Annotated in this window: 10 protein-coding genes, 1 pseudogene and 1 riboswitch; of the genes and pseudogenes, 3 read left to right on the top strand and 8 right to left on the bottom strand. The window is 71.8% G+C overall.

The window, feature by feature from the left end; translation table 11 throughout:
* Positions 1-27 precede the first annotated feature (27 nt).
* On the bottom strand, positions 28-1,020 hold the full coding sequence (gene mgrA / locus Pflav_RS16850; RefSeq protein ID WP_173037018.1) for an L-glyceraldehyde 3-phosphate reductase: 993 nt from the start codon (positions 1,018-1,020) through the stop codon (positions 28-30).
* A 63-nt stretch (positions 1,021-1,083) separates the two neighbouring features.
* Positions 1,084-1,170, top strand: a riboswitch (glycine riboswitch).
* Positions 1,171-1,237: 67 nt separating this feature from the next.
* On the opposite strand from mgrA, the gene gcvP reads away from it, so the two are divergent.
* Entirely contained in the window at positions 1,238-4,015 is a 2,778-nt protein-coding gene (gene gcvP / locus Pflav_RS16845) for an aminomethyl-transferring glycine dehydrogenase (protein ID WP_180201268.1), read from the top strand.
* A 187-nt stretch (positions 4,016-4,202) separates the two neighbouring features.
* Here gcvP and Pflav_RS16840 read toward each other — a convergent pair whose 3' ends face one another.
* Complete coding sequence (locus tag Pflav_RS16840) at positions 4,203-4,403, bottom strand: DUF5999 family protein (RefSeq protein ID WP_173037016.1); 201 nt, start codon at positions 4,401-4,403, stop codon at positions 4,203-4,205.
* A gap of 125 nt (positions 4,404-4,528) precedes the next feature.
* Between Pflav_RS16840 and Pflav_RS16835 the strand changes: the two genes are divergently transcribed.
* On the top strand, positions 4,529-5,785 hold the full coding sequence (locus Pflav_RS16835; RefSeq protein WP_173037015.1) for a chorismate-binding protein: 1,257 nt from the start codon (positions 4,529-4,531) through the stop codon (positions 5,783-5,785).
* 56 nt (positions 5,786-5,841) lie between these two features.
* Positions 5,842-6,339, top strand: a complete 498-nt coding sequence (def, locus tag Pflav_RS16830) for a peptide deformylase (protein WP_173037014.1) — start codon at positions 5,842-5,844, stop codon at positions 6,337-6,339.
* A 65-nt stretch (positions 6,340-6,404) separates the two neighbouring features.
* On the opposite strand, the gene Pflav_RS16825 is transcribed toward def, so the two are convergent.
* The 6 genes and pseudogenes from Pflav_RS16825 to Pflav_RS16805 all read right to left on the bottom strand — a co-directional run.
* Positions 6,405-8,957 (bottom strand): ABC transporter permease, encoded by a 2,553-nt coding sequence (locus tag Pflav_RS16825; RefSeq protein ID WP_173037013.1) that lies wholly within the window; start codon positions 8,955-8,957, stop codon positions 6,405-6,407.
* Entirely contained in the window at positions 8,957-9,727 is a 771-nt protein-coding gene (locus Pflav_RS16820; protein ID WP_173037012.1) for an ABC transporter ATP-binding protein, read from the bottom strand. Before Pflav_RS16820 ends, Pflav_RS16825 begins: the two co-directional genes overlap by 1 nt.
* 1,339 nt (positions 9,728-11,066) lie before the next feature.
* Entirely contained in the window at positions 11,067-11,741 is a 675-nt protein-coding gene (locus tag Pflav_RS16815; RefSeq protein ID WP_173037011.1) for a response regulator, read from the bottom strand.
* A gap of 13 nt (positions 11,742-11,754) precedes the next feature.
* Positions 11,755-12,012, bottom strand: a complete 258-nt coding sequence (locus Pflav_RS45690) for an ATP-binding protein (RefSeq protein ID WP_232071505.1) — start codon at positions 12,010-12,012, stop codon at positions 11,755-11,757.
* The gene (locus Pflav_RS16810) at positions 11,928-12,986 is read right to left on the bottom strand and encodes a sensor histidine kinase (RefSeq protein ID WP_232071503.1); all 1,059 of its coding nucleotides are present in this window, start codon (positions 12,984-12,986) and stop codon (positions 11,928-11,930) included. The genes Pflav_RS45690 and Pflav_RS16810 overlap by 85 nt, the downstream gene beginning before the upstream one ends.
* A 102-nt stretch (positions 12,987-13,088) precedes the next feature.
* Positions 13,089-13,958, bottom strand: a pseudogene (locus tag Pflav_RS16805) (RecB family exonuclease); the annotation flags it as partial.
* Positions 13,959-14,009: the final 51 nt, after the last annotated feature.

Below are 14,009 nucleotides of genomic sequence, written 5' to 3'. Positions count from 1 at the left end.
CCTTCGCCGAGCCCTCCCGGGGGTGCCCTACTCGGTCGCGTACTTCTCGATTTCCGCCAGCTCGTCGTCGGTGAACGCCAGGTTGTCCAGCGCCGCCACATTCGCCTCGAGCTGGGCGACGCTGCTGGCCCCGATGATGAGGCTCGTCATGCGCGGGTCGCGGAGCGCCCAGGCGAGCGCGAGCTGGGCGAGGGACTGCCCACGGCGTGCCGCGATCTCGCCCAGCGCGCGGACCTTGCCCATCGTCTCCTCGGTCAGCGCGCTCTCCTTGAGGAACCCGCCGGTGCCGATCCGCGAGTCCACCGGGACGCCGGCGAGATAGCGGTCGGTGAGCAGGCCCTGGGCGAGCGGGCTGAACGCGATGCACCCCGCGCCCGCCTCCTCCAGGGTGCCGAGCAGCCCGTCCCGCTCGATCCACCGGTTGACCATCGAGTACGACGGCTGGTGGATCAGCAGCGGAGTGCCCAGGTCGCGCAGCACCGCCGCGGCGGCCGCGGTCTGCTCCGAGTTGTAGTTGGAGATGCCGACGTAGAGGGCCTTGCCGGAGCGCACGATGTGGTCGAGCGCCGACATCGTCTCCTCGATCGGAGTGTCCGGGTCCGGGCGGTGGTGGTAGAAGATGTCCACGTAGTCGAGGCCCATCCGGCGCAGCGACTGGTCGAGCGAGGAGACCAGGTACTTGCGGGAGCCCCACTCGCCATACGGCCCGGGCCACATGTAGTAGCCGGCCTTCGAGGAGATGATCACCTCGTCCCGGTACGCCTGGAAGTCCGTGGCGAGGACCCGCCCGAAGTTTTCCTCCGCGGCGCCCCCGGGCGGCCCGTAGTTGTTGGCCAGGTCGAAGTGCGTCACGCCGAGGTCGAACGCGCGGCGCAGGATCGCCCGCTGCGTGTCGAGCGGGCGCCCATGGCCGAAGTTGTGCCACAGCCCGAGCGAGATCGCCGGCAGCCGGAGCCCGCTGCGCCCGGCGCGGCGGTAGGTCATGGATTCGTAGCGGTCATCCGCGGCTTCGTATGTCACGCGCCCACCGTAGTGGGCGTCACCCCCGCGAAACACAGGCGCTGGTAAGTTGGACGCGCCGGTACTACCCGCGCGGGAGAGACCGTTACACGGCGCCGAAGGGGCAAATCCTCCCCGGAACCTCTCAGGCAAAAGGACCGCGAGGGCAGGCGACTCTGGAGCGCACTGGGTGCGACAGAGGGGGAGGTTGGATAGCCGACCTTCCCGGGAGTCGCCCATGAGTTTCTCCGCTCGCCACATCGGACCCTCCGCCGCCGAGCAGCGGCGCATGCTGGAGGCCGTGGGGTATGGCTCGCTCGACGAGCTGATGGACGCCGCGATCCCCGAGGTCATCCGCTGGCACGACGGGCTCGACCTGCCGCCGGCCGCGAGCGAGGAGGAGACGCTCGCCGAGCTGCGTGCGCTCGCCTCCCGCAACACGGTGGCGGTCTCGATGATCGGACTCGGCTACTACGGCACGCACACGCCGGCCGTGATCCGCCGCAACGTCCTGGAAAACCCGGCCTGGTACACCGCGTACACCCCGTACCAGCCGGAGATCAGCCAGGGCCGCCTGGAGGCGCTGCTCAACTTCCAGACCATGGTGGCCGACCTCACCGGCCTCACCACCGCGAACGCGTCGATGCTCGACGAGGCCACCGCCGCGGCCGAGGCGATGACCCTCGCCCGCCGCGCGAGCAAGAGCACCAGCCAGGTGTACGTGGTGGACGCCGACGCCCTGCCCCAGACCGTCGACGTGATCCGCACCCGCGCCGAGCCGCTGGGCCTTTCGGTGCTCGTCCTGGATCTCGACAGTGAGCCGCTGCCGGAGCAGTTCTTCGGGCTGCACCTCCAGTACCCCGGTACCTCCGGGGCGGTGCGCGACCACGCCGCACTGATCGACGCGGCCCACGCGGCCGGTGCGCTGGTGACCGTCGCCGCCGACCTGCTCGCGCTCACGCTGCTGCGCCCGCCGGGCGAGATCGGCGCGGACATCGCCGCCGGCACGACACAGCGCTTCGGGGTACCCATGGGATTCGGCGGCCCGCACGCCGGCTACCTGGTGGTCCGCGCGGGCCTGGAGCGGATGCTGCCCGGCCGCCTGGTCGGGGTCTCCCGCGACGCCGACGGCGCCCCCGCGTACCGGCTGGCGCTCCAGACCCGCGAGCAGCACATCCGCCGGGAGAAGGCGACCAGCAACATCTGCACCGCCCAGGTGCTGCTCGCCGTGATGGCCAGCATGTACGCGGTCTACCACGGTCCCGAGGGCCTGCGCGCGATCGCGTCCCGGGTGGCCGACCGCGCCGCCACGCTCGCCGCCGGCCTCCGCGCGGGCGGCGTCACCCTGGCGTCCGACGACTTCTTCGACACGGTGACGGCCGTCGTGCCCGGTCGGGCTTCCGACGTCGTCGCCGCTGCCGCCGCGCGCGGCGTAAACCTGCGGCTGGTCTCCGCCGACGCCGTGGGTATCGCTTGCGACGAGACGACCACTCCGGCGGATCTGGCGGAGGTGTGGGCGGCGTTCGGCGTCGAGCCGGTCGATCCGGTGACCGCCTCGGTGCCGCTGCCGCGCACGTCGGAGTACCTGAGCCACCCGGTCTTCCACAGCCACCACTCCGAGACGGCCATGCTGCGCTACCTGCGACGGCTCGCCGACAAGGACTACGCGCTGGACCGGGGCATGATCCCGCTCGGCTCCTGCACGATGAAGCTCAACGCCACCACCGAGATGGAGCCGGTGACGTGGCCCGAGTTCGCGAATGTGCACCCGTTCGCGCCGGCGGACCAGGCGGCCGGGTACACCGAGCTGATCTCCCAGCTGGAGGGGTGGCTGGCCGAGGTCACCGGGTACGACGCGGTGAGCGTCCAGCCCAACGCCGGCTCGCAGGGTGAGCTGGCCGGCCTGCTGGCCATCCGGGCGTACCACCTGTCCCGCGGCGACACCGCCCGCGACGTGTGCCTCATCCCGTCCAGCGCGCACGGCACCAACGCGGCGAGCGCGGTGATGGCCGGTATGCGCGTGGTGGTCGTGGCCTGCGACGCGGACGGCAACGTCGACCTGGTCGACCTGGAGCGCAAGATCTCGGACGTGGGCGAGTCGCTGGCCGCCGTCATGGTCACGTACCCGTCCACCCACGGCGTGTACGAGACCGGCATCGCCTCGCTCTGCGCCAAGGTGCACGACGCCGGCGGCCAGGTGTACGTCGACGGGGCAAACCTCAACGCCCTCGTCGGGTACGCCAAGCCGGGCCGCTTCGGCGCCGACGTGTCGCACCTCAACCTGCACAAGACCTTCTGCATCCCGCACGGCGGCGGCGGGCCGGGGGTGGGGCCGGTGGCGGTGCGCGCGCACCTCGCGCCGTTCCTGCCGGCGTCGGGTTCGGCGGCTGGTTCCGTCTCGGCTGCCCCATTCGGTTCGGCGGGCATCCTGCCGATCCCGTGGGCGTACCTGCGGATGATGGGCCCGGACGGCCTGATGCGGGCGACGGGAGCGGCGGTGCTGGCGGCGAACTACGTGGCCGCGCGGCTGGGCGAGCACTACCCGGTGCTGTACGCGGGCAGCAAGGGCCTTGTCGCCCACGAGTGCATCCTCGACCTGCGCCCGCTCGCCAAGGCGACCGGCGTCACCGTGGACGACGTGGCCAAGCGCCTGGTCGACTACGGCTTCCACGCGCCGACGATGTCGTTCCCGGTGGCCGGCACGCTGATGGTCGAGCCGACGGAGTCGGAGGACCTGGCCGAGCTGGACCGCTTCTGCGACGCGATGATCGCCATCCGCGCGGAGATCGACACGGTCGCCTCGTGGGGCGCCGACAACCCGCTCGCGAACGCCCCGCACACCGCCTCGATGGTCACGGCGGACGAGTGGACCCACCCCTACCCAAGGTCGGTGGCGGCCTACCCGTCGGCGGCAGACCGCGCGGCCAAGTACTGGCCCCCGGTCCGCCGCATAGACGGCGCCTTCGGCGACCGCAACCTGGTCTGCGCCTGCCCGCCGGTCGACTCGTACGCCTGAGGGCTCGCTGCGCTCGCTGGAGTTGATCAGGGAGTTGGTGGGCGTGTCGCTCGGCGCGTCGCCCCATTAACTCCCTGATCAACCGCGCGGGTACGGGGAGGGACGACAGTGTCCGTCGAGAGCCTCAGCCCGCGAACGTTGGGGGCGAGGCGGGTGGCATGCTCACTCAGATGGAGCGTGCCCTGTCTCAGGCGGCCAGGGCGTGGCGGGCCGGGCCGCGGTGCGGGGCGATGGTCCTACCGTCGGGCAGGAGCTCGCCGGTGTCCTCGAAGATGATCACGCCATTGCAGAGCAGGCTCCAGCCTTGCTCGGGAAAGCATGCGACGACGCGTGCGGCTTCCCTATCGGTGGCTTCAGCGGAGGGACAGGGCGTTTGGTGCGGGCACATCGGGTTCTCCGGACGGCTTGTGGGGGCTGTGTCACGGTTCACATGACCAGTGACGCACGCTACCAAGCAGAACGACACTCTTTCGAACAAGTAATGGCACTAACACGGGAGAATCCACCCTTCGTATGAGGCACTTCGGACCGGTCGGACTGGGAACGCTTCCAACTCAGTCCAACGTTGTCAGCGGGGCGCAGTCTTCCCGTCACGGCGTGTTCAGAGAGCGTTCTCGACTTGAGTGGCGGATCGACAGCGGTGGCGATCCCTTCAATCTTCTCCAAACGTTCCTCGACCGCCACGGACTCCCCGTGCGCGATCTGGGTCGGATCGGCGACACGCCGGCCCGCCCCGGTGCCGCGGCCGGCGCGTCCGTCTTCGTGTCGGCAGCCGCGGGGGCGTGGGCGGCGGGCGCCCCGGTCGGCCGGCCCAGCCCGGCGCCTGCCATCCCCGACCTGGTCGTCGTGGCATACGACGCCGTCCCCGGCCTGGTCAACGCGCGGGTCGGCGCACCGATTCCGGCGCCGGCCATCCCCGGCCCGGTGGCCGGGCCCGCTGACGACCCGGCCGCATCCTGGCGGGTGGGGGAGTGGCAGGCCAGCTGGACCCCGGCGGCGCACGCCGAGGCCGTGCGGGAGGTGCGCGCGGCCATCTCCCGCGGCGACGTCTACCAGGTGAACGTCGTCGGCCACGCCGCCGCCCCCTACCTGGGCGACCCACTGCCCGCGCTGCGCCGGCTGGCCGGCCTGCGCGGCGCCCGCTACGCGGGAGTGCTCACCGGCGCGGGCTGGGCGATCGGGTGCGCCTCACCGGAGACGCTAGTGGAGGTGTCCGGCGGCCGGGTGGTGACCCGGCCGATCAAGGGGACGCGCCCGGCGACCGCGGCGGGGCGGCGCGAGCTGCTCACGTCGGCGAAGGAGCGGGCCGAGCACGTGATGATCGTCGACCTGGAGCGCAACGACCTGGCCAGGGTCGCGCGCACGGGGTCGGTGCGGGTCGACGAGCTGTACGCGATCCGCCGCTGGTGCGATCTTTGGCAGGCCGAGTCGGTGGTCTGCGCCGAGCCCGCCGCCGGGCTGGGCCTCGCCGACCTGCTGCGCGCGATGTGCCCCGGCGGCTCGGTGACCGGCGCGCCCAAGCTTGCCGCGCTCGCCGAGATCGCCGCGCTGGAGCCGGTCGGGCGTGGTCCCAGCATGGGCGCGCTCGGGTGGGTCGGGCACGACAGGATCGACCTGGGCCTGACCATCCGCACCGCGGCGGCCGACGGGGAACGGCTGCACCTGTGGGCGGGCGGCGGCATCACCTGGGGCAGCGACCCCGACGCCGAGGTCGCCGAGGCAGCTGCCAAGGCCGCCCCCATCCGCGCCACCCTGGCCGGCGACCACTGAGGGAAACGCGCGGGGCCTGACGGAGACGGCGTAAGGAACCGGATAGCCTGGCGGCCATGACGATGCGGCCCATCCGGCTGCTGGGCGACGCGGTGCTGCGTACGCCGGCCGAACCGGTCACCTCTTTCGACGCCGAGCTACATTCGCTGGTCACGGACCTCATGGACACGCTGCTCGGCGCGCCCGGGCGGGCTGGGGTCGCGGCGCCGCAGATCGGGGTCAGCGCGCGCGTGTTCGTGTACGACGCGGACGGCGAGGTGGGCCACGTGGTCAACCCGACGATCGAGCTGTCCGAGGAGACGCAGGACGGCGACGAGGGCTGCCTGTCCATCCCGGAGCTGTACTTTCCGACGCCCCGCGCCATGTCCGCCACCGTGCACGGTTTCGACCAGTACGGGACGCCGCTGACCGTGAGCGGGAGCGGCTTCCTGGCCCGGGCGCTCCAGCACGAGACCGACCACCTCGACGGCAAGCTCTACATCGACACGCTCCGCGGCGACACCCGCCGCCAAGCGCTGCGCGACATCCGCGCCGCCGCCTGGTCCCGCCGCTGACGCCATGCCCTAGAAACCCGATGGGGGCGGCCCGCCCGAGCCGCCCCCATCTGTCCCCCGCCGGGCTATTCGTGTGCGATGGCGCCGAGCACGTTCAGGCGTGCGGCGCGGATCGCGGGCAGGATCGCGGCGACCACTCCGATGATCGCTGCCAGCACCACGGCAAGCCCCATCTGGGACCAGGGAAGGACGAGTTCGGTGATGCCGTCGTCCCGGAGGGCTCGGACCACCGCCGCGCCGAGGCCCGTGCCGACCACGACGCCGAGGATCGCTCCGAACATCGAGATCACCACCGCCTCGACCGTGATCATGCGCATCGTCTGCGCGCGGCGCAGGCCGATGGCGCGGAGCAGGCCCAGCTCGCGGGTACGCTCCAGCACCGACAGCGCCAGCGTGTTGATGATGCCGAGCACCGCGATCAGGATCGCCAGCGCCAGCAGGATCTGGATCATCGTGAGGATCTGGTCGAACCCGCTGGTCTGCTGCTCGATGAACTTGCTCCGGTCGGCCACCGACACCTCGGGGCTGTCCGCGAGCAGCCGGTCGACCTGACGCTCCACCTGGCTCACCGGCGTGCCCGGGTCGAGCTGGATGAAACCCTGCGTCGGCTGCGGCATCGCGAAGTCCTTGGTCGCCTGCTCCGGCATGACGAACCCGCCGTACAGGTCGGACTCCTTGTAGATGCCCGACAGCGTGTACGTGTGCGCCTCACCCCTCGACAGCTGCACCGTCAGCCGTGAGCCCACCGACAGCCCCATGTCCGTCGCGGTGCTGGAGTCCACCAGCATCTGGTCGGGGCCGAGCGAGCTGATGGTCCCGGACGACGGCTCGGCCCGGTACACGTCGCGCAGCGCGTCGACGTCCGTGACCGCGGTCAGGTACTGCTTCTCGCCGTTGACCGTGCCGAGGTCCGCGTACATGCCCGTCGCGGTGTGTACGCCCGGGATGGCCTTGACCTCGTCGAGCACCGCCGGGTCGAAGGTCGGCGGGCGCGGCCCGCTCTGCACCCCGGCGATGACGAGGTCGGCGTTGATGGTGTTCTCGGCGAGCTTGGTGATGCTCGACTTCGCCGAGTCGAGCAGCACCGTGACGCCGGTGACCAGCGCGATGCCAACCATGAGCGCGGCCGCCGTGATGGCGGTGCGCCGCGGGTTGCGGCCGGAGTTGAGACGGCCCAGCTTGCCCGGCACCGACCAGGAGAAGATCCGGCCGAGCAGGCCCACCACCGGCTTGCTGATCAGCGGGGTGAGCAGCGCCACGCCGATGAACGTGACGAGCACGCCGCCCAGGATCGTCCACAGTGTCCAGTCGCCGCCGGCTTTGCCGCTCAGGCCGAGCGCGAGCAGCGCCCCGCCCGCCGCGCCGACGATCGCGCCGGCCACGGTGACCTTCGTGAGTGGACGGTCGGGCGTGGCGACCTCCTGCATCGCGGCGACCGGCGGGATGCGCGAGGCGCGCAGTGCCGGCAGCACCGCCGCGACCACCGTCACCAGCAGGCCGACGACGAACGAGCTGATGACCGCGGCGGCCGGCACGCCCACCGACGCCATCTCCAGCCCGCCGCCGAGGCTGCCGAAGGCATATGCCAGCAAGGCGCCGACCCCGACACCGGCGCCGAGGCCGAGCACGGAGGCGACCAGGCCGATCACGACCGCCTCGATGAGCACCGAGCCGATCATCTGCCGCCGGCTCGCACCGACCGCCCGCATCAGGGCCAGCTCGCGGGTCCGCTGCGCGACGATGATCGAGAACGTGTTGAGGATCAGGAAGATGCCGACGAACAGCGCCACACCGGCGAAGCCGAGCAGGATGTTGTTGAAGAAGCTCAGCCCCTGCTTGAGGCTGCCGGACGCCTCGTCGGCGAGCTGCTGGCCGGTCTTCACCTCGTAGTCGCCGCCGAGCTGGGCCGCGATGTCGTCGCGCAGCTTGTCGTGCGAGACGCCGCTTGCGGCCTTGACGATGACGCCGTTCCACACGCCGGTCTCGCCGAGCATCAGCTTCTGCGCCACCGGCGGCGTGAACTCCACCTGCTGCACACCGCCGAGGCTGTCCCGGCCGCCGCTGTACCCGAAGATGCCGACGACCGTGAAGTCCTGGCGCGGCTCGCGGGTGAGGACACCGACCTTTTCGCCGAGCGTGACCTTGGCGGCGTCGGCGAGCGTCGCGTTGATGGCGATCTCGTTGTCCGCGGTAGGCCCGCGGCCCTCGCGCAGCTCGATGAGCTCGTCGTCCGGGTTCCAGCTCTCGCCGAGCTGCGGCGGCCCGAACGAGGTGACCACCTTGCCGTTGTCGCCGATGAGGCGGGCGCCGTCGGTGGAGACGTAGCCGGTGGCCTTGGCCACGCCCGGCACCGCCGCCACCTTGTCCACAGTGGAGGTCGGGAACGGCGCCGCCGCCTCCTCGCCCTCGAACTCGCTTACCTCGACCTTGGGCTTCGCGGCCACGCCGACGTCGGTCTGCGAATACGCCGTGGAGAAGACCGCGTCGAACGAGCGGCCCAGCGTGTCGGTGAGCACGAAGGCCCCCGACACGAACATCACGCCGAGCACCACCGCCAGCCCCGACAGCACCAGCCGGAGCTTGCGGGCGAGCAGGCTCTTGAATGTCGCGCGGATCATCAGGCTTCCGCCTCGCCGGTCAGCACGTCGAGGCGCTTCATCGTGTCGAGCACCGTCTCGGGGGTCGGCTCGAAGATCTCGGAGACGATCGCACCGTCGGCGAGGAAGACCACGCGGTCCGCATACGAAGCGGCGACCGCGTCGTGGGTCACCATCACGATCGTCTGCCCGTACTCCCGGACGGAGCGCTGGAGGAACGCCAGCACCTCGGCGCCGGAGCGGGAGTCGAGGTTACCGGTCGGCTCGTCCGCGAAGATCACCTCGGGGCGGGCGACGAGCGCGCGGGCGCAGGCCACACGCTGCTGCTGGCCACCGGAGAGCTGGGACGGGCGGTGGCTGAGCCGGTCGCCGAGCCCCACCGTGGCGATCACCGTTTCGAACCACGCCTGGTCCGGCTTGCGCCCCGCGATCGAGAGCGGCAGCAGGATGTTCTCCTTCGCCGAGAGCGTGGGCAGCAGGTTGAACTGCTGGAAGATGAAGCCCACCTTGTCGCGGCGCAGCTTGGTCAGGCCGGCGTCACCGAGCCCGGTGACCACCGTCTCGCCGATCGCCACCTGCCCGCGGGACACCGAGTCGAGCCCCGCGAGGCAGTGCATCAGCGTGGACTTGCCAGACCCGGACGGGCCCATGATCGCGGTGAACCGACCACGCTCGAACTCGGCGGTCACCCCCCGCAGCGCGACCACCTGGGCCTCGCCCGTGCCGTACACCTTCCACACGTCCGTCGCACGGGCCGCCACATGCGTGTCGCGGGCTACCGTCGTCGTCACTGGTCCCCCTCAAGAGAATCTGGTCCGGCCGGACACGTGTTCCGGCCGGCAGCATCCATGTTCGGGGCCAGGGGCCGCGGAATCGTCCGCCCCCGGGGGGAACTCGAAACCCACCTTTGGATGCGGGCGGTCCCCGATGCCCGCTCAGGGTTGCCCCTGAGCGGGCTCACACACAAGGCCTGTGGCCAGGCCTTCCCCCGAATGCCCATCACGGATCTCACGCTAGGTCACGCGAGCGCCCACGCCGTCGTGCTTGCGGAGACTCTTCAGGTACGCCCGCTGTGGTGCGCCGGGCCGCGGGCCTCCCCCAGAGGAGTACGCCCGCATCCCCCTGCGGAGTGCCCGTCGCCCCCGGACGTACGAAACGGCCCACGGCACCGACGCCGCGTAGACCTCGCCGCGCTCCATCGAAATCCAACCCAAGATCAAAATTCGAGCTACCGCGACGTCCGCGGTGGTCCGGACCGCCGCTCCCGCAGCCTCACCCTCCGCGCTCCACAACCACCCGCCACCCGCCGCGCGCCACCCGCCACCCGCCACCCGCCGCGCGCCGCGCGCCACGCGATGACAGCAAAATCCCTGATTTTGCTGCCTCAACCGCGCCGGGAGGCAACAGAATCAGGGATTTTGTCGAGATCTTGGATCGAGTGCGCAAGGCCGCTGCGCACGGCCGCGCGCCCGCTGGTGGGTGGCGGTGGCCCGTGGGCAGTGCGTGTGTCGAGGAACATGCCGGGTCGGCCGCTGGCCGCCGAACGGCGGGCACCGAGAGTCAACGCGACCCTCGGTTCGGGCGAATCTGACGATTCTGCGACAGGCTCTCCGGGGCAGCTGGATACCGCGATCACTGAAACGGGCCGACGCCAGCGGTGCCCACCCAGGGCGGGCGCGGTCCCCGCGCGCGATAGGTAGCAGTTCACGAGATCGTGGTACTTGGCTGTCGCTACAGCAACAGCCAAGTACCACGATCTGGTGCTGCCCGCAGGGAAGCAGAGCGGCGCGCATCCGCCCGCCGACGTGGTCACCCGAGGTGATCTCGCTCAACCTTCCCTGGGGGATCCAGGACAAGGTTTGTGAACGTTTCCCGTTGCTGGGGCGACAGGAAACGTTCACAAAGGCCGACTCCGCCCTTCGGCTCGGCGAAGCCGGCCCGAAGGGGCGCCGGCCCCGCGCCAGTCGAGCGGGCGCATCGGTGCGCCCATCTCCAGAGGCCCGCGGGCCGCCCGGCCCGCCGGGATGCCCGCGGGTTGGGGTGTGAAGCGCGGAGGGTGAGGCCGCGGGAGCAGCGGTCTGGACCACCGCGGGCGTCGCGGTAGCTCGGAATTTTCTCAGGAATGAATGGCTAGGCGCCGGGGCGGACCAGGCCGGTCTCGTAGGCGAGGACGACGGCCTGGACGCGGTCGCGGAGGCCGAGCTTGGTGAGCACGTGGCCGACGTGGGTCTTGATGGTGGTCTCGCTCACCGAGAGCGCGCTGGCGATCTCGGCGTTGGACAGGCCTCGGGCCACCTGGACGAGCACCTCGCGCTCCCGCTCGGTGAGCGAGTCGAGTGCCTTCGGCGGGGTGGCGGAGGGGTCGGGGAGGCTGTCCGCGAACCGGTCCAGCAGCCGCTTCAGGATCCGCGGCGCCACCACCGCCTCACCGGCCGCCACCGTACGGATCGCGGTCACCAGGTCCTCGGCCGGCACGTCCTTGGCCAGGAAGCCGCTCGCGCCGGCCCGCAGCGCGCCCACCACGTACTCGTCGAGGTCGAAGGTCGTGAGGATGAGGACCCGGACCGGCAGGCGGGCGTCGACGATCGCGCGGGTCGCGGCCACGCCGTCGAGGCGGGGCATGCGGATGTCCATGAGTACCACGTCCGGCAGCAGCCGGCGGGCCAGGTCGACCGCCTCGGTACCGTCGCCGGCCTCGCCGACGATGTCCAGGTCCTCCTCGGCGCCCAGCACCATGCGGAAACCGGTCCGCAGCAGTGGCTGGTCGTCGGCGAGCAGGATCCGTACCGGCCGTTCCTGAGTCACCCTCGTCCCCCCGTCAAGGCTGTTCCATTGGGATCTTCGCGTATACCCGGAAACCGCCACCGGGCCGGGGTCCGACACGGAGCGTCCCGCCGTACAGGGCGACGCGCTCGCGCATGCCGACGAGCCCGTGCCCGACGTGGTCGGTACCCGGTGCCGGGCCGCGGCCGGTGTCGAAGACCTCGACGATCAGCCAGTACACGCCGAAGCTGAGCCGCACGTGCGCGGTGGCGTTGCCGGCGTGCTTGAGCGCGTTGGTGAGCGCCTCCTGCACGATCCGGTAGATCGCGAGGGCCACGCCGGAGTCGAGCGGGCCGGGTGTGCCGTCGACCCGGAGCGCGACCGGCAGTCCCGCCTCGCGTACCTGCTCGACAAGCGCCTCGATGCCGGCCAGACCCGGCTGGGGGACATCTCGGCGGCCGGCTCGGCGTCGGTGCGCAGCACGTCGAGCAGGCGGCGCATCTCGCGCAGCGTGGCGCGGCTCGTGTCCTCGATCGTGGCGAGCGCCTCGTCGGCCGAGGCCGGGTCGCGGCTGAGCACGCGGCGGGCGCCGGTCGCCAGTACCCCCATCACGCTCACGTGGTGGGCGACCATGTCGTGCAGCTCGCGCGCGATGCGGCGGCGCTCGTCGCCGACGGCCTGCTCGGCCAGGGCGCGCTGGTTTTGCTCGGCGACCCGGGCCCGCTCCTCCAGCGCCAGGACCGAGGTGCGGCGGGCGTGCACGGTGCGGCCCACGAAGAAGCAGACCATGCCGATGAGCACGTCCAGGAACATGATGTACGGCACCGACATGCCGTCCGGCGGCTCGTTGGCGGGCGCGGTGAGGTTGAGCACGAGGATCGGACCCCACAGCAGCGCGCTGGCGACCGCGGCCCGCAGCAGGGCGAACTGGGCGGCCGCCGTGTACGTCAGCACAAGGATCGCCACCCCCACCGCGATCGGCTGGTGGTGGGTCACCACCGATCCGGCGACCGTGCCCAGGACGATGACGATCGCGCCCCACGTGCTGAGCCGGCGCAGCGCCAGGGCGAGGCCGCCGACAAGGCTCCAGCCGACCGTGGTGCCCCAGTCGGCCTCGCGCAGCGACGGCGGGCCGGTGGCGGTGAGCACGATCTCGATCGCGACGATGCCGGCGGCGAGCAGCGCGTCGTAGATCCCCGCCCGCCGGGTGGCCGGGTCGAGGCGCAGCCGCTCACGCCAGGCGCCCCAGAGGGGACGGCCGGCCGCCGGAGCGTCCACGCGAGTCATGCAGCGAAACTATCCGCTGCGGGGCGCTTCTCCTTCGTCGCCCGCGGTGAGCCGGTCATCCTCCTGCGGGATGAGAGCGGTGCCGGACTCGCTCGCGCCGGCCCGGGTGCGGCCCTCCGCGGCCGCGTCGCCGGGCTCGGGGAACGGTGGCGGCGTGCCGCCGTAGGCCGGGCAGAGCGCCTGGTGGCTGCACCAGTCGCAGAGCCGGCTCGGCTTGGGGCGGAAGTCGCGCTCGGCCGTGGCCCGGTCGATCGCCTGCCACAGCGCCAGCAGCGTGCGCTCGAAGCGGACCAGCTCCTCGGGGTCCGGCGCGTAGTCGCAGATCTCCCGGTCGCGTAGGTAGAGCAGGCGCAGCACGCGCGGCACCACGCCCCGGGTGCGCCACAGCACCAGCGCGTAGAACTTGAGCTGGAAAAGCGCCCGCGCCTCGAACGCCTCGCGCGGCGCGCCACCCGTCTTGTAGTCGACAACCCGCAGGTCGCCGGCGGGGGAGACGTCGAGACGGTCCACATAGCCCCGGATGAGCAGCCGCTCGTCGACCACCGCGGAGATCAGGCTCTCCCGCTCGGCCGGCTCCAGGCGGCTCGGGTCCTCGACCGCGAAGTAGCCCTCCAGCAGCTCGCCGGCCGACGCGAGGAACACCTCCCGCTCGCCCTCCGCGAACAGCTCGGCCAGCGGCGGCGTCCCCTCGACGAGCCGCTCCCACGCCGGGGTGACGAGGCCGGTGGCCGACGCGTGGGTGCGCTCGGCCGGCGGCAGGTCGAAGAGCCGCTCCAGCACCGCGTGCACGAGCGTGCCGCGGGCCTGGTCGGGGTTTGGCCGCTCGGGCAGCCGGTCGATCGTGCGGAAGCGGTAGAGCAGGGGACATGTCTTGAAGTCGGCCGCGCGGGAGGGGGAGAGCGAGGGGTAGACCGGCTCCCGGGGCTCCTGGGCCTCAAGGGCCTCGACTTCACCAAGCTCCGCGACTGCCATGCACAAGAGGCTATGGCACGGGTACGACATCGCCGCGGAACCGCGCCCCGC

The organism is Phytohabitans flavus (assembly GCF_011764545.1).
Lineage (GTDB): Bacteria > Actinomycetota > Actinomycetes > Mycobacteriales > Micromonosporaceae > Phytohabitans > Phytohabitans flavus.
Note: the sequence above shows the minus strand (reverse complement) of the source record. Positions and strands in the feature narration are given on the sequence as shown.